The following is an 18,142-nucleotide window of genomic DNA, read 5'->3' as shown; positions in this document are numbered from 1 at the left end:
GCAAAACCTTAGCATCAGGTGCAATGATCAAACGTGACGGCACGCTTCTGAGACTCTGGCAAGTGAATTACTTTGTTTTCCAGGGCTTAGTCTGCTCAGAGCGTGGCTTCTCTAAGCATGGTGACGCTTTGCAAGGTTTGTTTATTTAGCATTAACCCTATGAATCTCGAAGGGACAAGCAAGAACCGCGATACTCCTCCTTTTCATGAGCCGATCGACCCACCTCGCAAAGGCGATTCTGATCATGATCCTCAACCACCCCGCAAAGGGTGGCGGCGCTTTCTTGTACCAGCGTTGATTAGTTTAGCGGTGTTGGGCGGCGTGGGTTGGGTGGTGTTCAACCGCATCATTTTACCGATTATCATTTTCAGCGGAATGAAGCCGCAGTTCACTCAGGTTGATTTAGCGAACCCTAAAGTCGCATCCATCGCCGATAGTTCAGACTATGCAGCCAATTTAGACTCGCGGCAATCTGTGACGCTACAACCGCGCGTTTCTGGTCAGGTTTCAGCCATTTATGTAAAGGCGGGTGAGCGGGTAGAGGCAGGAGCACCCATTGTGCAAATTGATGCCGAGCAACAGCGGGCACAGGTTGCCAGCCGGGGTGCGGCAGTAGAATCTGCGGCGGCTGATATTTCGGTCGCTCAATCAGATGTGGCAAGCGCCAGAGAGACCTTGCGATCGCTCCAGGCAAAGCGGACGGCCAATCAGTCTGACGTACAGTTCAATGAGGGTGAATACAAGCGCTACCAGGATTTGTATGCCCAGGGAGCCAGCAGTAAGCAGGTGTTGGATCAGAAATTAAATGCGGTGCAAACGGCACGCGCTATTCTCCGGCAAACAGAGGCTGATATGCAGGCCCAACAAGGAACCATTGCACGATCGCAGGCAACGGTTGCCAAAAATCAGCGCACCCTGCAACAGGCGGAGGCTAATGTTTCGGAAGGGGAGGCTGCGCTTCAGTACTACACCATCAAAGCGCCCTTTGCGGGGGTAGTTGGCAACATTCCGATTAAGGTCGGCGATTTTGTGGATAACACGAGCCAAATGCTGCGCATCACCCAGAACGATCGCTTAGAAGTGCAAATGCAAATTCCTCTCGATAGAACGGGGGCGCTACGGTTAGGTTTGCCCGTGCAGCTATTGAATGAGCAAGGTAAGGTGATCCAAACAGGCAGGCTTTCTTTCATTGCGCCAGATGTGGACTCGTCTACCCAGTCTGTGCAGGCAAAAGCCGTGTTTAATAATCCTGGGAACCAGTTGCGTACCTCTCAATTTGCCCGTGTTCGAGTGATTTGGGCCACAAAGCCGGGGGTGCTGGTACCCATAACTGCCATCTCACGTCTGGGCGGCAGGGATTTTGTCTTTGTTGCTACAACCTACAACGCTTCAGGCTGTAAAGCCCCGGCAGCAGGTCAGGGTGCGCCGCCACCCAAAGATGTTGCCCCTGACCAGCTGGTAACCGTGCAAAAAGCCGTCAAGCTCGGCAGGATTGTCGACAACAATCAGGAGGTGCAGACAGGACTCAGCGGCAGCGATCGCATTGCAACCTCTGGAATCCTTAACCTGCAAAACTGTCTACTAATTCAACAGGCAGCGCCACCCCCCAAATAAGCACCCTCTCATAAACCTGAATTGGACTGTTGGTCGATCGTCCGCCGTCCATTGCTTATGACCACTGACAGCGGGCAGTTCTTTCACGGCACCTGTGCTTTATGATTCTCTCCATCTCCAACTTTTTTATTCAGCGCCCAATCTTTGCGACGGTTTGTTCAATTGTGGTGACGCTGCTAGGGATTGCGTGTATCCCCACCTTGCCGATCGCCCAATATCCTGACATTGCACCACCGCAGGTCACGGTGACATCCAACTACATTGGCGCGAGTGCGGAAACGGTGGAATCAACCGTGACCAATCTTTTGGAACGAGAGCTAAATGGCATCAACGACGTGCGCTATATCAAATCGACCAGCGCCAATGATGGTTCCAGCAGCATTAACCTGACGTTTGAGCTGGGGCGCGATCAGGATCTGGCAGCGGTAGACGTGCAGAACAAGGTATCCACGGTGCAATCGCGTTTGCCGGGGCCTGTGACGCAGACGGGCGTGCAGGTAACAAAGGCAAACAGTAATTTCTTGTTGGCAGTCGGTCTATATTCCGATCGTGATGAAAAAACGAGACAGGATGTTTACGACAGTACCTACCTCAGTAACTATGCCGACTTGTACGTGGCAGATGCGCTGAAGCGGATCAAAGGGGTTGGTGGCGTACAAACCTTCGGCGAACGCAAATACGCCATGCGGCTTTGGGTTGACCCCGAACGCCTGGCCAGTCGTGGATTAACCCCGCAAGATGTCGTCACAGCGCTGCAACAGCAGAACCTTCAGGTGGGTGCGGGACAAATCGGGCAACCTCCTGTCAATGACGGGCAGCAGTATCAATACGCTGTGACGGCGCAAGGGCGGCTCAAAAATGCGGAAGAGTTCAACGATCTGGTCGTTAAAACGACGCAAACTGGTACGTTAGTTAAGCTGCGAGACGTGGGTCGCGCTGAGCTAGGGGCTGAAAACTATGGATCACTCTTGCGTTTTACACCCAGCGATCGCATTACCCATCAAGGGATTGGGCTAGGCATTACGCAACAGTTTGGCAGCAACGCGCTGGATACAGCCCACGACGTGAAGGAGGAAATGAAGAAACTGGCAGAAAGCTTTCCGCCGGGAATGCGCTATGCCGTTGCGTTTGATACGACAACCTTTATTGAAGCGGGTGCAGAGGAAGTCATCTTCTCACTGGCTCTGGCGATCGCCCTGGTTGTCCTCATTATCTTTCTCTTTTTGCAGAATTGGCGATCAGCGCTAATTGCCTCGATTGCTATTCCAGTCGCGCTGCTGGGCACCTTCATCTTTGTGAAGCTGCTGGGCTTTTCGATTAATACTCTTACCCTGTTTGGCTTAACCTTAGCAACAGGTTTGGTGGTAGACGATGCCATTGTGGTGGTAGAGGATATTACCCGACGGATTCAAGAAGATGGGATGCGACCCTTAGAGGCCGCGATCGCGTCTATGAATGCACTCATCGGTGCGGTGGTTGCCACCTCCATTGTGCTCGTGACCGTGTTTGTGCCTGTTGCCTTTTTCCCTGGCACTACAGGGCAGCTTTACAAGCAGTTTGCTCTGACGATCGCCTTTTCCATTGTTGTTTCCACCTTTAACGCCATTACCCTCACACCCACCCTATCAGCACTGCTGCTGCGCCGGGGACAGGTGCCCAACAACTGGTTTTTCAACCGCATTAACATCGCAATTGACAAAACCCGACAGAGTTACGGTCATACCCTTGGAAGCTTGACACGCCGCAAAGGATTGGTAGTTGGGCTGTTCGCCGCTGCTTTGGGGCTAACCTACTGGGTTTACACGATCGTGCCGGGCGGGTTTCTACCAGAAGAAGATCAGGGGTATTTCATTACGATCGTCCAGGCACCAGAGGGCGTTTCGCTCAACTACACGCGCGGTGTGCTGGAGCAAGCCGAAGAGATTCTGAAGCAGCAGCCAGAAATTGAAAACATTTTTGCGGTCGGCGGCTTTAGTTTTAGTGGCTCAACCCCCAACAACGGCCTCATCTTCACCACACTCAAGCCCTGGGGAGAACGCAAAAAGGCTGAACAGTCGGTCAAATCTATTATTGGGGGCTTCTTTCCAAAGCCGTCCGGTCTTTTCCCTCAGATGCTGGGCATTAAAGAAGCCACGGTCATTCCTGTATCTCCCCCCGCGCTACAGGGCGTGGGCAACTTTGGAGGCTTCGATTTTCAATTGCAAGATCGTACAGGTCTGGGCTTTGATGTCATTGGTGAAAATCTCAATAAGTTGCTGGGTCGTGCTGCCACGTATCCATCGCCCAATAACCCTCAAGTGACGGGCTTGCGTCCAACGTTTAATGCAAATACGCCACAAATTTCGGTGGAGGTCGATCGCACGCGGGCCAATCAACTCCAGGTGCCATTGCAAGATATTTTCAACACGCTGCAAACGTCACTAGGTTCAACCTATGTGAATGATTTCAACCAGTTTGAACGCACTTATCGCGTCTATGTGCAGGCCGATCAACAGTTTCGCTCTAATCCAGAAGACATTAAGCGGCTGTATGTGCGATCGCAAACGGGTCGGATGATTCCCCTCAGTAACCTGATCACGGTTAAGCAGACGATTGGGCCTTCGATCATTACCCACTACAACCTGTTTCGCTCCGTTGAAATCACAGGTGCGGCGGCACCGGGTGTTAGTTCTGGTCAAGCCTTGAAAGCAATGGAAGCAGCGGCCCAAGAAACCCTGCCTAGAGGCTTTGGCTATGAATGGTCTGGGTTATCGCTGGAGGAGATTCAGGCGGGTGGTAGTGCGGTCTTCATCTTCGCGCTGGGGATTATCTTTGTCTATCTCACGCTAGCGGCGCAGTATGAAAGCTACGTCGATCCACTGATCATTCTGCTGACCGTACCATTGGCGATTCTCGGTGCGCTGATTGCGCTCTTGCTGCGAGGCACGGCAAACGATGTTTATACCCAGATTGGCTTTGTCATGCTGATTGGGATGGCAAGCAAGAACGGGATTCTGATTGTAGAATTTGCAAACCAGCTTCACGAGCAGGGGTGGAGCATCGTCAAAGCGGCTCTAGAGGCATCGCAAGAACGGTTACGCCCTATTTTGATGACCGCGATCGCGACGATCGTGGGGGCCATTCCCCTCTTTGTAGCAACGGGTGCAGGGGCCGCAGCTCGTCAATCGCTAGGCACGGCGATCGTCGGCGGGATGTGCGTTGCAACAGTTCTCAGTCTGTTTGTTGTGCCCATTCTGTACATTGTTATCAAAACGGCAGAAGTGCGCTATCGACGTGGCCCTTACAAGCCTGCGCTTGCTGATGCACCCGATACAGACCCCGATGGCAAAACGCGGACGAGCCAAGAAGTGACATCGAATCGTTGACTACCAACTTTTGATCCACGAGAGGCTTCAGAATAACGTCAGCACGGAGTTAGAAGCCAGGAGCAGTATGCATTCTGACTCCTGACTTCCCAAGCGTGCCGTGTGTTGCTTTTGAAAACCAAAGTGGTATTTGTGGCTAAGTAAAGACATCGCAAAGCTAAAGACCGTGTAGTGACGTTGAACGCAAAGCTATCTTGAAGTTGAGCGTCAAAATCCTGATGGCGATCGCTTTTTCTGTAGAAAGGAGAGGCAGCCTGAAACAGGTGCAGGGGTAACCCTTTGAAGACACCCACTATTGCCGCACCTGTCAACGCTGCACGGTTAATTGCGTTCATGAGTGCAAAATGATTGACAAACAGAATTTTCTTCAGGCAAGCTGCCTATTGCAGGAACGTCTTCCTGTTGCGAAGATTCTCACACTCACGGTTTTATCTGCGCTGGTGCCAACCGCCTCGATCGTGCTCGTTTCTGTCGATCAGGCAAGCGCACAAACACCAACCTGCAACTCATCGTATAGTCCTGGTACCATCCAGCAGCGCACAAAAGTTGGCTTACTGGATAGCAGAGTTGGCCCGATTAAGCTGGTCAATAACACCGCCACCGCCACCATTATTTCGCTCTACCATCCCGACGCGCCAAAGCGCATCTTTAAGTATTGGTACGCTGAACCAGGACAAAGTTATCTGCTGGGTACCGATAGCTATAGTAGTGATTGGGGTATTCAGGTCGATGAAGGGCCTATTTGCATTGTGGGACGGGTTGCTACCTGGGATGGGCATACGTTTACCACCTTTCCCAGTCGCTTATACATCGCGGATGTCCCTTCGACAGCAGAGACCTCTTTGACGGTAGATGCACCCATGACACAAGGACAACCGATGGTGCAATCGGCACCTCTGCAAACGCCTGAAACCTATGAGGCGATCGCCACTAAACAGATTGCTAAAGGAGAAATCCGCAGTGGTCTGATTTCGTTGCTGCGAGCGGCTGACCTCTATCGAACCAGCGGACACCTGAAGGAAGAGCGGCGGGTGCGCGATCGCATTCAAGCGATTCGCAATACCGATAATACCTCCGTTTCAAATACCTCCAAACGATAAAAAGTAGAAATAGTCGTATGGGCTGAACCTTAATGGCAGTACTGCTCCACGCAACGAGCAAAGATTTCCACACCCATACCCAGGGCTGTTTCGTCAAAGTTGAAGCGGGGATGGTGGTGTGGATACGCCAGGTCTTTGTCGGCGTTGGCAGAACCGAGGAAAAAATAGCAACCGGGCACTTCTTGAAGGAAAAAGGACATGTCTTCGCCGCCCATTGTTTGGCATTGGGGCACTATGCCAATCGGGGATTCGATGACGGTTTCGGCGACTGATCGCACCAGGTTTGCCATCCGTTCATCATTAATGACGGGTGGATAGAGGCTGTAATACTCCAGCTTGTAGTCAGCGCCGTAGCTCTGGCAGATACCACTCACCACTTGTTTGATGCGTTGCTCAAAGTAGCCATCAAATTGAGGATTGAAGTACCGCACGGTGCCACTCATCTGAGCCGTTGCTGCAATGACGTTGTGTGCTGTACCCGCATTGAATTTGCCCACTGTAACCACAGCAGATTCTAGCGGATCGACGTTGCGTGCCACGATCGTCTGTAGCGCCGTCACCACTTGAGAGGCCACCACAATGGAGTCGATCGTCTGTTGCGGAATCGCGCCATGACCGCCCTTGCCCAAAATAGTGCAGTTAAAAAGTTCTACAGCCGCCATGAGCGCACCACTTCGCACCCCAACCATGCCCAGCGGCAGATTGTTCCACAGGTGTAGCCCGACGATAGCATCCACATCTGGATGATTGAGAACCCCTGCCTCAATCATCGGTTTCGCGCCGCCGGGGCCTTCTTCAGCAGGCTGGAAGATGATTTTGACGGTGCCTGCAAAGTCTCTGTGCTGAGAGAGGTAGTAGGCCGTGCCGAGGGCGATCGTCACGTGACCATCGTGGCCGCAAGCGTGCATCATGCCATCGTGCTGAGATTTATAGGGCACATCGTTTTCTTCCTGAATGGGTAAGGCATCCATATCCGCACGAATACCCAGAACAGCACCGGGACGATCGCCCTGAATCACCGCTACAACGCCCGTTTGCGCGATGCCTGTCTGGTGTTCAATGCCCCATGCTTCTAGCTTCTGCGCAATAAAGGCAGCCGTGAGTTGCTCTCGAAACCCCAGTTCTGGTTTTTGGTGCAGTTGCCGTCGCCATGCCACTAGGTCTGGCTGCAATGCCTGGATCGCTGCACGGATACGAGTTGTATCGACAGGATGGGGGGACAGGGAAATCGAAACCATAGTGTTCACTGTGCCTCTCAATAAAACCCTGGGCATCCTGAAAGGGACTACCGCTTGCAATATGTCTACTTTAGCGACTTTGCGCCAGTGCTTTGGCTTGCGATTTTGATCTTTCTATGACACGACCTTCACAATCGCCCGATTCGTCACCTTGCCTGATTCGTCCTGCTCAAGCGTGCGATCGCAAAGCCATTGAGCGGCTCGTGCGTCAGTTTCATCAGTCGCTGCAAATCTCTCAGATCAAGTGGATCAAGCAGCTTCCGCATGAAGTCTTGTGGGCGACGCGCTTGGAGTTGGGGCACTGATGGTTGTGCTGGCGCTACACAGGTCTTACTCACAGGTCTTTGGTCTATCGCTCTTCCTCAGCCTGCTGATACTGCAAGCTAATCAGTATACGCTTGGAGCTTTAACAAATTTTTGGGTCGCAGAATGTGACGGCAAGGTCATCGGTTGCGTCAAGCTGTTTTGCTATCACACTCACTCTGAGGCGTATTTAGTTTGTGTCGATTCGGCATGGCGTGGGCAAGAGGTTGGATCACACTTAGTGCAGCGGTTAACCGACGAAGCCACCTTACCCCTTTATCTAGCAAGCCAACCACATCGGCTGCAATTCTATACGCGGTTAAGCTTTGTGCCACTGCCGCCCGATGCGGTACCAATGATGATGCGGAACTGCTTAGGGATCGATCGCTTTTATGGCTACGGTATTGTAGCGATGGTGTTTAGGTGATCGCAGCAGCGTGAAGGATAAGGGATGAAGGATGAAGAGTTTTGAGTTGGAAGAGAGGTGAGAGATGTAAGAGGTTTGAGTTTCCCCAACTCTCCACTCCCATTCCCTTGCTTCCCCTGCTCCCTCTGCCCCCTCCGCTTCCCCTGCCCCCTCTGCTTCCCCTACTTCCAACTCCCTACTCTCCACCCTCTGCTCTCTGCCTTCTTCTACCCCACCAAACGCAAGTTTACCAGCGGCAGTAAGCATTCTAAGTCCAGGTTGGCGGCAGCTTGAGCGAGTTCGTTCAAATCTGAAGGGTCTGACAAGTGGGGAATGAGTCCCAGAATGGGAATGTTGGTGAGCGATCGAATCAAATCAGCGGGTGCCCAATCCGCGATTTCTTGCTCTGTGCAGGGCTGTACACAGTTCAGGACAATGCCTTTGAGGTGAACGCGGGTCTGACGGGCAAGGGCAACATTGGCAACGGTTTGACCGATCGCGCCCAATTTTACAGGCACAACGAGAACGGCTGGTAGGTGCCAATCCCACGCGAGATCGGCCACGGTTGTTTCATAGGTGATGGGAGAACCGAGTCCACCCAAGGCTTCTACCAGCATCCAGTCGTATTGCTGGCGCATGGCTTCAAAGGCTTGCCACAGTTTATCTAACTCTACCCGACGACCTTCACGGGTAGCGGCTAAGGGGGGGGCCAGGGGTGCCGCAAAGTGCAGCGGTGTGACTTCATCTTCAGCCAGGTTAAACAGGCGGCTGTAGAGCGCTCGATCGCTCCCAGTTTGCGCTCCATCCAGGCTACTTCCACCCGTTTGAATGGGTTTTAAAATGCCTAATGTTTGTGTCACACAATAAGTTTTCCAGTAAGCGGCTAGCGCTGTCGTGAGGACTGTTTTACCCGCGTCGGTATCTGTTCCAGTAATAAGTAGAGCGTTCAAGAGAGTTAGGAGTAGTTGGTTGTTAGTTGTTGAGTGTAGTGATTCGGAATATTAACCGAACTTTGCTTTTGAACCAGAAATGTTTGAGAATCACGTCGCAGGCTAACCTGGTGAGTCATTGTATCTAACCACTAAAAACTAACAATCAACAACTATTGTCTAATTTCGCACGCTGATATCTAGGCTGAACGTGGTGTCTTGGGTCGCAATCACGTCAATTTGATAGGTACCGCTCAAAGGTAGTTGATCTTCCCATGATAAGACGTTGGTTGCAGCCTGAATTGGTTGTCCATCAGGAGCCGTAATGTTGAGTGTTACTGTACCATCACGCACGGCCGCTTTGAAGATCTGCCCTTCGGTCGCTCTCACTAGATAGCGGTGAATCAGCAATGGATTGGCGCGATCGCCTACGGTTGTTGACGTTTGCCCCGCTTCAAACCTGACGCGATGCGGTTCCACAGTTGGCGTTGATGGTGATGGGCTAGGTGGAGGCGTTGTTTGGGTTGGGGTTGGGCTAGGTGCTACTGCACTTCTCAAGCTAACATCCAGTCGATAGTCGCTCTTGTCCAGGCCTTTGACGGGGCTGAGTTGAATGTAGTAGCTGCCTGTGTAAGGTAACGTTCCTTGCCAAAGCGACACGCGATTCGATTGTCCTGGAAGCGGTTGTCGATCGGGTCCCAGCATCGACATCAAGACCCCTTCACCCGAAATTACCGCGTTTAATTGTTGTCCCTGCACGCCAGCCAGAGTATAGTTTACGGTTTCGTTTGATCGCAACGAGCCAGTCTTCGTGACCTTCGTATCCGGGTTGATAGCTAGATCCTGGCTGTAAGTGATGGGGGTATTGGTTGGTTTCGGCGTCGGGGTGAGCGAAACAGTGGGAGATGGGCTGAATGAGGTAGTGATTGTGGGTGTAGGAGTCGGTGTGGGCTGATTGTTCAGCACAGCACGTACCACAGCCCAGGTGCCAACACCAGTCAATACCACCAGCCCCAGCCCGATCGCAATCACGGCTAACGGATCATCCCAAACCGAGCTGCGAGCCGCTGGCACGACTGGGGCAGATCGATTCGGGCTGGTCGTGACTGGTAGCGGATCGGGTTGTCGCCCGACTGCCATCGTTGCCATTTGAGAGACATCGGATGTCGGCGGTGGCACCGTTTGAACAGGGGGCGGCTGATAGGGAGGCTGGGTGTAAGTAGCGGGAATAGGAGACTGAAGCGCTTGCACCACTTCGGCAACCGACTGAAAGCGATCGCCCGGACGATAGCTCAGCATTTTGTTCAATACCTGGGCGAAACCGGGGCTGACCGTTACCCATCGCTGCCAGTACCAGGTCAACGTGGTATCATCAAACAACGTCTGTGGTTCTCGCCCAGTGAGCAACACGACGGCTGTCACTGCCAGCGAATAGAGGTCACTGCTAGGATAGGCACGTCCCGATTGCATTTGTTCGCTTGGCGCAAACCCAGGCTTACCAACCGTCGTGTTTTGCGCCGTCAGATTTGGCGATTGAAACCGCGTTGCCAATTCTTTCACGACACCAAAATCAATCAAGACGGGCTTTCCATCTTGCTGCCGCAGCATAATATTGTCTGGTGCAATATCACGGTGAATGATGCCCTTACTATGAATGTGTGCCAGCACAGGCAACAACTGTCGAATGAGCTGCAACACCTCTGCTTCCGAAAAGGCCAGCCCTTGCACCTGGCGTTGTTCCAGCAACGCCCGATAGGTTTGTCCTTCCACATAATCCTGCACTAAAAACAGGCGCTGATCTTCCTCAAACGTCGCCCGGAACTGGGGAATCTGCGGATGCTGAATCTGGTACAAGGTCTGTGCCTCCCGCTGAAAGAGCTCTTTCGATTTATCCAGCGCATAAGCTCCACCCTGGGCGGGAATTAGTTCTTTGAGTGCGCAGCGTTCGTTAAAGCGTCCCTGGTCCTCTGCCAGGTAAGTGCGACCGAACCCTCCCTGCCCCAAAACACTAAGGATACGGTAACGGTTCTGCAAGGTAGAGCTAGCGGGAATCGGTGGTCGCATAGGAAAGAAATGACTAACTGGATAACGGGCGCAAATGGTTGGGAATGAAGCTTGGGGGATGGATGGCGGAGAAAGGATTGAAGACGGCTTTAAAACCTTGGTTTTCTGATTTGTCTGATCCCGCTCCCTCAGTCTCTCTTATTCTGACAGAGGGGCGGCGATTCATTTGAGATGAAGATAGAGAAGCGCTTTTAGCGAGCCAACTTCGTGGAAAGCAAGCTACAGCAGTCAGCCGTCTGCTTTCAGCCTTCTTTCACTACCCGCCTAATTTTGCCTTCACCAGATCCTGCACTTTTTTGCCGTCTGCTTTGCCTTTAAGCTGCTGCATGGCTGATCCCATCACTTTACCCATGTCCTTGGCAGAGGTGGCACCGACTTGCGCCATAATTTGGTCGATCGCAGCCCCAATTTCCTCATCTGAGAGTTGCCTGGGTAGATACTCTTCTAAGATGGCTAATTCCTGAGCTTCTTGATCGGCTAAATCGGAGCGGTTGGCCTGCTGGTATTGAGTGATCGAATCGCGTCGCTGCTTTGCAAGTTGCACCAAGAGTTCAATTTCTTGGGCTTCCGTTAACTCTTCTTGACCAGAAGCACGCACGCTTGATTCTTTCTCCAGGATGAGCTTTTTGATGCTACGAACGGTTTCCAGCCGAATTTTATCTTTCGCTTTCATCGCCGTTTTAATCTCTTCACTAACGCGATCCTTTAAACTCATGGCCTTAAATCCTCGACGCTTAATCTACTTACATTAACTATTTTGCTTGTATGACCCATGTTGTTAAAGGCGGTTGACAATTGAGTTGCTTTTAGGAGAACAGCCACACCCATTTAAGCGCATTAAGTTTTGACCAGAGGGGTGCTTTGTGGGGGTGAAGGCGATCGACCCTGGTAAAAGGGATGCTTGAATTGAATAAAATTGTAATAGTGGTTTCTGTAGATTCACTGATTTGTTTTTTAAGGATCAAAGGAGAATAAGAAGCGAAGGGTACGGTAATCCTGCTAGCAGTTTCTGGCTTAGCAGGCCGTTCCATAGCTTTCAAAAGCTTTCGGTGCGATCGGGCGAATACTTCTCAGTACCCGGTTTTTAACGGAGCCTTGAGAAGCGCCGTGGCAGGTCGTATGTAATCGTTCTCAAGGGTATATCCTGAGGAATGTTTTTGAATCTGAATGGTAATATTGCGATGACTACGTTCGAGGGCACACCGTGATCCGCTCTGCAACTCTTACACCTCAAGCAAGCCTGCCGTCTTTAAGTGACCACAATCGGTTACGGCTGCTCTCTGGTTCAGCCAATATGCCACTGTCTCGGGAAGTAGCGCGCTACCTGGGCATGGATCTTAGCCCGATGGTACGGAAGCGGTTTGCTGATGGTGAGCTTTACATTCAAATTCAAGAGTCCATCCGGGGCTGCGATGTTTATTTGCTCCAGCCCACCTGTCGTCCAGTCAACGACAACATGATGGAGTTGCTGATTATGATTGATGCCTGCCGACGGGCTTCTGCACGACAGATTACAGCCGTCATGCCTTACTACGGCTACGCCAGAGCAGACCGCAAAACGGCAGGGCGAGAATCCATTAGCGCCAAACTGGTAGCAAACTTGATTACGCAGGCAGGTGCACATCGAGTGTTGGCGATGGATCTGCACTCAGCACAGATTCAGGGCTATTTCGATATTCCGCTGGATCATGTGTATGGCTCGCCAACGTTGATTGACTACCTTTCTAGCAAGCAGTTGTCTGACCTGGTTGTCGTTTCGCCTGATGTCGGCGGTGTGGCGCGGGCAAGGGCGTTTGCAAAGAAGCTGCATGATGCACCACTAGCCATTATTGACAAACGGCGGCAGGCGCATAACGTGGCAGAAGTCATGAATTTGATTGGCGATGTCTCTGGCAAAACGGCAGTGCTGGTCGATGACATGATCGACACCGCAGGCACGATTATTGAAGGAGCACGGTTGTTGAAGCAGGAAGGGGCGCGTCAGGTGTATGCTTGCGCCACCCATGCAGTCTTCTCGCCCCCGGCGATCGAGCGTCTCTCCAGCGGTTTGTTTGAAGAAGTGATCGTGACCAATACAATTCCCATTCCTGAGGGCGATCGGTTTCCACAGTTGACGGTGCTTTCGGTTGCCAACCTGCTGGGTGAAACGATTTGGCGCATCCATGAAGACACCTCTGTAAGCAGTATGTTTCGTTAATCGTGGTCAAAATTTAATATCCTGACACCCAGAACGGCAGTATAGTCTGACTCAGTTTTGTGTACAGATGGGATGCTGCGGATGTCAAAGCGGATGTCAAAAGGCGTTAATCTGCCGTTGTGCTTCGGCTTGCTGGTTGGTTCTGCATTGGTGGTTTCACGGGTTGCAGCACAGGATGCAGAAACGGCACAACTCGCTCAAACCCGATCGGAAGAGCAAGTTTCTGCGTGGCTAGAGCGACACCGCGATCGTCCACCTGTTGTTCGGGCCTTTGTGCAACGCATGCCAAAAGGTGGCGACATTCACACCCATTTGAGCGGAGCAGTCTACGCCGAACACTATCTAGCGTGGGGAGCAGCGGACGGCTACTGTGTAGATGCTGTCGCCATTAAACTGGTGCTGCCGCAAGATTGCAGCAAAACTCCAAACGCTTTCCCAGCAACGGAACTTTTTAAGCGCAGTGGCATTTACAATGCGTTGATCGATCGGTGGTCGCTGCGAAATTCATTGTTTACTGGAAAATCAGGGCACGACCAGTTTTTTCAGGCATTCGATGGCTTTGATTTAATTTCTTCCTCCCCGACCCGAAAAGGCGACATGGTAGCCGAAGTGGCAAAGCGTGCGGCATCCCAGCATGTGTCGTATTTGGAACTGTTGTTAACCACCCAGGGCAGCGCGATGCAACAGTTGGCGCGATCGATCGGGTGGAATCCCAACAATTTTGCGGAGCAGCGTCGTCAACTGCTGGCAAAGGGACTGATGTCGATCGTGGCGGATGGCAAGCAAGAACTGGATCGAATCGAGCGCCAAACGGCAACTGCCCTGAAATGTGGCACAGTGAAAGCGCAAGCTGGATGCAATGTTACAATCCGCTTTTTGCAGCAAACCACGCGACTGAAAGCACCGAACGAGGTTTTTGCTCAATTTGTTTATGCGTTTGAATTAGCCAAGACCGATCGCCGAGTAGTGGGCATTAACTTAGTCGCACCAGAAGACCATCCCATTGCGTTGCGCGACTACACCTTGCAAATGGAAATGCTGCAATTTCTGCACCGTCAATTCCCGGAGGTGAAGGTATCACTTCATGCCGGAGAATTAACCCTGAGACTGGTGCCGCTGGAGGATTTGCGCTTCCACATCCGCCAAGCAGTGGAACTGGCTCAAGCCGATCGCATTGGACACGGTGTGGATCTTCTCTATGAAGATGATCCCTTTGCCTTGATGGAACGCATGCGACAACGGGAGGTACTGGTGGAAATCTGCCTTTCTAGCAATGAAACCATTTTGAATGTGCAAGGGCAGAATCATCCCTTTCTAACCTATTGGGCGGCGGGTGTGCCCGTGACGCTAGCCTCTGATGATGAAGGCATTGCTCGTGTGGATTTGAGCCACGAATACCAGCTCGCCACGCTTCGGTACGGCTTGAAGTATGGAGACCTCAAGCGACTGGCTCGAAATAGCCTGGAGTACAGCTTTTTGGCAGGGCAGAGCCTCTGGCAATCCTCTAAGTTTGAGACGATGCAAACCGCTTGTGCAGACGATCGCCCCGGTTCTATTTCCCCATCGAAAGGCTGTGCGGCCTTGCTTCAAGGGAGCGATCGCGCCCGTGCTCAATGGCAACTGGAAGCTGACTTTGCTGAATTTGAAGCACTGCCCTGGCTGCACTAATACCAAGTCCTTTTGAAGATACACAGAATTGTAGGTTGGGTAGAACAGCGTGAAACCCAACAATGACCGAATCCTGTTGGGTTTCGTTAGACTCAACCCAACCTACCGTTTGTCTGCAAGTTATGTAGAATTAGTGTAAAGCTGTTGTCGTGAACAAGGTCTAGAAACTCCAAGCAACACTCATTCATCGTCGTGAGCAAAGCGATTGTAGAGATAATCCAGGATGTAGTTTCGGAGTTTATAGAATTCAGGATCTTCCATAATGCGATCGCGATCGCGGGGTCGTGGAAACGGAATCTCTAAAATTTCGCCAATCTTTGCCGCTGGGCCATTGGTCATCATCACAAGGCGATCAGCGAGAAAGAGCGCTTCATCGATGTCATGGGTAATCATCAAGACGGTACAGCGATGATCATTCCAGATTTTCAACAGTTCAACCTGCAATTCCTCTTTGGTAATTGCATCCAAAGCACCAAACGGTTCATCAAGAATCAAGACTTCTGGGCGAATTGCCAGAGCACGGGCGATCGACACCCGTTGACGCATCCCGCCCGAAAGTTGACCCGGTTGCTTGTGCGCAGCTTCTGTTAGCCCAACCATCGCCAAATGTTCCCGAACAATCTGCTTCTTTTCAGCTTCAGATTTTTGAGGGTAGACCGAATCCACTGCCAGGTAGATGTTTTCATACGCGGTGAGCCAGGGTAAGAGCGCATAGCCCTGGAAAACCACCATGCGATCGGGGCCTGGTTCAACAATCCGTTTACCGTGCAATGTAACCAAACCATCTGTAGGCTTTGAGAAGCCAGAAACCATATTCAACAAGGTTGATTTGCCACAGCCAGAATGACCAATCACACAGACAAATTCACCTTCTTGAACTTGTAAATTAACCTCCTCAAGCACAACATAGTCACCTTTAGGCGTTGGGTAGACTTTAGAAACATTGTCAATGATGAGAAACGGTTCCTGGTTGGACTGGGAATGAGCTGAGAGTGGAGTTGCTAGAGTTTGCATAGGTAGAAAGGGTGAATGGATATCAGGGTTAAGGGGGAAGTGAGAATGGTAAGAGGGGTGTGGGGTTTAGGGTGTGGTGAATCTAAAGGAAAACGGCTGTAGATTTTTTGTAAGGACGAGCCGTGCGCCCCTGCTTTAATTGGAATATCAGGCGGTTCTCAAAGCATGCGTCAAGGGCACTTCAGCCATGTAAATGTCATGCTTGATCTCTAAGCTGTTGAGATAGGCGATCGGATCATCTGCATTAAAGGTCGTGCCATCAAAGAGTTGAATAGCACCTCGACTGTAGGTGAGATCAGATAAGCCTAATTCCCGTGCTGCCGTACTGAAGGCGCTGACCCGACAAACGCGCTCTAGAATTTCCACCCAGTTACGGGGAAAGGGAATATCGCCCCAACGGGCCATTTGCGTCATCATCCAGAGATGCTCAGTGCGACTGGGACGGTTAACCCCCTGCCCGTAGAACTGGTGATGGGCATACTCTTTCGGTGAGGGATGGATACTACAAACCTGGGGATTGGGATCGCCCAAATAGATGTATTGCAGATCAGTGCCCAGATATTCACGACGCGATAAGATTTCACGAATCTCTTCATGGTTTGCCTCATCGGTACAGTAGCGACAGGCTTCTAGCAGTGCTTTCACCAATGCAATGTGAGTATTGGGGTAGGCCAGTGCCCACTCTTCCCGCACACCCAGCACTTTACCAGGATGTCCATTCCACACTTCCAGATCGGTGGCGATCGTATAGCCGATGCCTTCAACGGCTGCACGGACATTCCAGGGTTCACCCACACAAAAACCATCAATATTGCCTGCTTGCAGGTTGGCAATCATTTGGGCCGGTGGGATGGTATTGAGTTGAATATCGTGATCAGGATGAATGCCTCCTGCGGCTAACCAATAGCGTAGCAGCAGATTGTGCATAGAAGCAGGATGAACCATACCAAAGACATGCTGTTTCGTTCGAGTTTCTAGCAGCATCCGCTTGAGATCTGGCAGGGTATGAATGCCCTGTTCATAGAAGCGTTTGTCGAGGGTAATGGCATTGCCGTTGCGGGTGAGCGTGAGGGCAGTGACCGTCGGCAAGGAACGTCCATCCATGCCTCCCAGGGTTAGCCAGATTGGCATGCCAGATGGCATTTGAGCCACATCTAGATAATCTCCAGCAATCCCATCTTGAATGCCGCGCCAACTCGATTCACGCACCAGATTCACGTCATCCAAGCCATGATGGGCAAAAAACCCTTTCTCCTTCGCGATCGCCAGGGGTGCACAGGCCGTCAGCGGCACAAAGCCAATTTCCAGGTTTACTTTCTCTAAACCATGACGGGCGATCGCACTTTTTTTGCGCGATCGCAGTTGTTTAATCCGCTTTTGCTGGTTTAGAAAATAAATGATTTCACTCCGCATTGAATAATAGCTGGGGTGGTTCACCACTTCTAACCGTTTGCGGGGACGAGGTAAATCTACGTCTAAAACTTGCCCAATCTTCGATTCAGGCCCGTTCGTCAGCATCACCACACGATCGCTCAAAAGCAGTGCCTCGTCCACATCATGAGTGACCATGATCGCCGTCACGTGGCTTTCTTCACAGATTTGCATCAAGCGTTCCTGCAAATTGCCGCGAGTCAACGCATCCAGTGCGCCAAACGGTTCATCCAGCAATAGCAGTTTGGGACGAATTGCGAGGGCACGGGCGATTGCCACTCGCTGCTTCATGCCACCCGACAACTGAGCCGGTGGCTTATCAGCCGCATGGCGCAAACCCACCAAATCAATGTGATGTTCGATCACGTCATCTCGTTCTTTGGCACTGACATGAGACAAGACCTCATCCACTGCCAGCGCAATATTCTCTCGCACCGTCAGCCAGGGCAGCAAAGAATAATTTTGAAATACCACCATTTTGTCTGGGCCTGGTCGGCGAATAGTTTCACCATCCAGAATCACCATGCCATCAGAAGGCAAATCCAACCCTGCAATCAGATTCAGCAGGGTTGATTTACCACAACCAGAGTGACCAATGAGTGAAATAAATTCACCTTTTTGAATGTCTAGATCAATGCCTTTCAATGCCACATAGCGATCGCCATTAGACAAGGGAAAGGTTTTCTCAATTTTTTCAACAGTAACGAAGGTAGTCATGGGAGGGGGAGTAGAGAGTGGGGAGTCGGTTAAAGGCAGAGGGATGAAGGATGGAGGCTAAAGGTTAAAAAGCTGATAGCTGAACGCTGATGGCTA

General features: G+C 51.5%; 13 protein-coding genes. 7 read left to right on the top strand and 6 right to left on the bottom strand.

The features are described 5' to 3' along the window. Positions 1-159: 159 nt before the first annotated feature. From AC5JLP_RS14440 to AC5JLP_RS14430, 3 genes are all read left to right on the top strand, one after another. Positions 160-1,614: an efflux RND transporter periplasmic adaptor subunit gene (locus tag AC5JLP_RS14440; RefSeq protein ID WP_496068619.1), complete on the top strand. Its 1,455-nt coding sequence runs from the start codon at positions 160-162 to the stop codon at positions 1,612-1,614. Between the two features lie 101 nt (positions 1,615-1,715). Further along, positions 1,716-4,979, top strand: a complete 3,264-nt coding sequence (locus AC5JLP_RS14435; RefSeq protein WP_496068618.1) for an efflux RND transporter permease subunit — start codon at positions 1,716-1,718, stop codon at positions 4,977-4,979. A gap of 344 nt (positions 4,980-5,323) precedes the next feature. Next, positions 5,324-6,079, top strand: coding sequence for a hypothetical protein (locus AC5JLP_RS14430; RefSeq protein ID WP_496068617.1), 756 nt, complete (start codon positions 5,324-5,326; stop codon positions 6,077-6,079). Positions 6,080-6,108: 29 nt separating this feature from the next. Here AC5JLP_RS14430 and AC5JLP_RS14425 read toward each other — a convergent pair whose 3' ends face one another. Next, complete coding sequence (locus tag AC5JLP_RS14425) at positions 6,109-7,317, bottom strand: M20 metallopeptidase family protein (RefSeq protein WP_496068616.1); 1,209 nt, start codon at positions 7,315-7,317, stop codon at positions 6,109-6,111. 116 nt (positions 7,318-7,433) lie between these two features. Between AC5JLP_RS14425 and AC5JLP_RS14420 the strand changes: the two genes are divergently transcribed. After that, positions 7,434-7,622 carry a hypothetical protein gene (locus tag AC5JLP_RS14420; RefSeq protein WP_496068615.1) on the top strand — a complete coding sequence of 63 codons (189 nt, stop codon included), beginning with the start codon at positions 7,434-7,436 and terminating at the stop codon, positions 7,620-7,622. Further along, the gene (locus AC5JLP_RS14415) at positions 7,592-8,047 is read left to right on the top strand and encodes a GNAT family N-acetyltransferase (protein WP_496068614.1); all 456 of its coding nucleotides are present in this window, start codon (positions 7,592-7,594) and stop codon (positions 8,045-8,047) included. Before AC5JLP_RS14420 ends, AC5JLP_RS14415 begins: the two co-directional genes overlap by 31 nt. 206 nt (positions 8,048-8,253) lie before the next feature. Here the strand turns inward: AC5JLP_RS14415 and bioD are convergent, their stop codons facing one another. The 3 genes from bioD to AC5JLP_RS14400 all read right to left on the bottom strand — a co-directional run bounded on the left by bioD (position 8,254) and on the right by AC5JLP_RS14400 (position 11,734). Continuing rightward, positions 8,254-8,976, bottom strand: a complete 723-nt coding sequence (gene bioD / locus AC5JLP_RS14410; protein ID WP_496068613.1) for a dethiobiotin synthase — start codon at positions 8,974-8,976, stop codon at positions 8,254-8,256. A 159-nt stretch (positions 8,977-9,135) separates the two neighbouring features. Beyond that, positions 9,136-11,019, bottom strand: coding sequence for a protein kinase domain-containing protein (locus tag AC5JLP_RS14405; protein ID WP_496068612.1), 1,884 nt, complete (start codon positions 11,017-11,019; stop codon positions 9,136-9,138). 256 nt (positions 11,020-11,275) lie between these two features. Further along, positions 11,276-11,734, bottom strand: coding sequence for a GatB/YqeY domain-containing protein (locus tag AC5JLP_RS14400; protein WP_496068611.1), 459 nt, complete (start codon positions 11,732-11,734; stop codon positions 11,276-11,278). Between the two features lie 489 nt (positions 11,735-12,223). Here AC5JLP_RS14400 and AC5JLP_RS14395 point away from each other — a divergent pair, with 489 nt between their 5' ends. Both AC5JLP_RS14395 and AC5JLP_RS14390 read left to right on the top strand, forming a co-directional pair. Next, complete coding sequence (locus AC5JLP_RS14395) at positions 12,224-13,216, top strand: ribose-phosphate pyrophosphokinase (RefSeq protein WP_496068610.1); 993 nt, start codon at positions 12,224-12,226, stop codon at positions 13,214-13,216. Positions 13,217-13,297: 81 nt separating this feature from the next. Next, complete coding sequence (locus AC5JLP_RS14390) at positions 13,298-14,884, top strand: amidohydrolase family protein (protein ID WP_496068609.1); 1,587 nt, start codon at positions 13,298-13,300, stop codon at positions 14,882-14,884. Between the two features lie 180 nt (positions 14,885-15,064). Here AC5JLP_RS14390 and AC5JLP_RS14385 read toward each other — a convergent pair whose 3' ends face one another. Together AC5JLP_RS14385 and AC5JLP_RS14380 are read right to left on the bottom strand one after the other, a co-directional pair. Beyond that, a complete protein-coding gene (locus AC5JLP_RS14385) occupies positions 15,065-15,898 on the bottom strand; it encodes a nitrate ABC transporter ATP-binding protein (protein WP_496068608.1) in 834 nt (277 codons plus the stop codon). Between the two features lie 147 nt (positions 15,899-16,045). After that, a complete protein-coding gene (locus AC5JLP_RS14380) occupies positions 16,046-18,046 on the bottom strand; it encodes an ABC transporter ATP-binding/substrate-binding protein (protein WP_496068607.1) in 2,001 nt (666 codons plus the stop codon). Positions 18,047-18,142: the final 96 nt, after the last annotated feature.

It is taken from the genome of Stenomitos rutilans, assembly GCF_059505485.1.
Note: the sequence above shows the minus strand (reverse complement) of the source record. Positions and strands in the feature narration are given on the sequence as shown.

Coding starts and splice junctions, on each gene's coding strand:
- AC5JLP_RS14440 (WP_496068619.1), top strand. CDS start 160: ATGAATCTCGAAGGGACAAGCAAGAACCGCGATACTCCTCCTTTTCAT.
- AC5JLP_RS14435 (WP_496068618.1), top strand. CDS start 1,716: ATGATTCTCTCCATCTCCAACTTTTTTATTCAGCGCCCAATCTTTGCG.
- AC5JLP_RS14430 (WP_496068617.1), top strand. CDS start 5,324: ATGATTGACAAACAGAATTTTCTTCAGGCAAGCTGCCTATTGCAGGAA.
- AC5JLP_RS14425 (WP_496068616.1), bottom strand. CDS start 7,317: ATGGTTTCGATTTCCCTGTCCCCCCATCCTGTCGATACAACTCGTATC.
- AC5JLP_RS14420 (WP_496068615.1), top strand. CDS start 7,434: ATGACACGACCTTCACAATCGCCCGATTCGTCACCTTGCCTGATTCGT.
- AC5JLP_RS14405 (WP_496068612.1), bottom strand. CDS start 11,019: ATGCGACCACCGATTCCCGCTAGCTCTACCTTGCAGAACCGTTACCGT.
- AC5JLP_RS14400 (WP_496068611.1), bottom strand. CDS start 11,734: ATGAGTTTAAAGGATCGCGTTAGTGAAGAGATTAAAACGGCGATGAAA.
- AC5JLP_RS14390 (WP_496068609.1), top strand. CDS start 13,298: ATGTCAAAGCGGATGTCAAAAGGCGTTAATCTGCCGTTGTGCTTCGGC.
- AC5JLP_RS14385 (WP_496068608.1), bottom strand. CDS start 15,898: ATGCAAACTCTAGCAACTCCACTCTCAGCTCATTCCCAGTCCAACCAG.
- AC5JLP_RS14380 (WP_496068607.1), bottom strand. CDS start 18,046: ATGACTACCTTCGTTACTGTTGAAAAAATTGAGAAAACCTTTCCCTTG.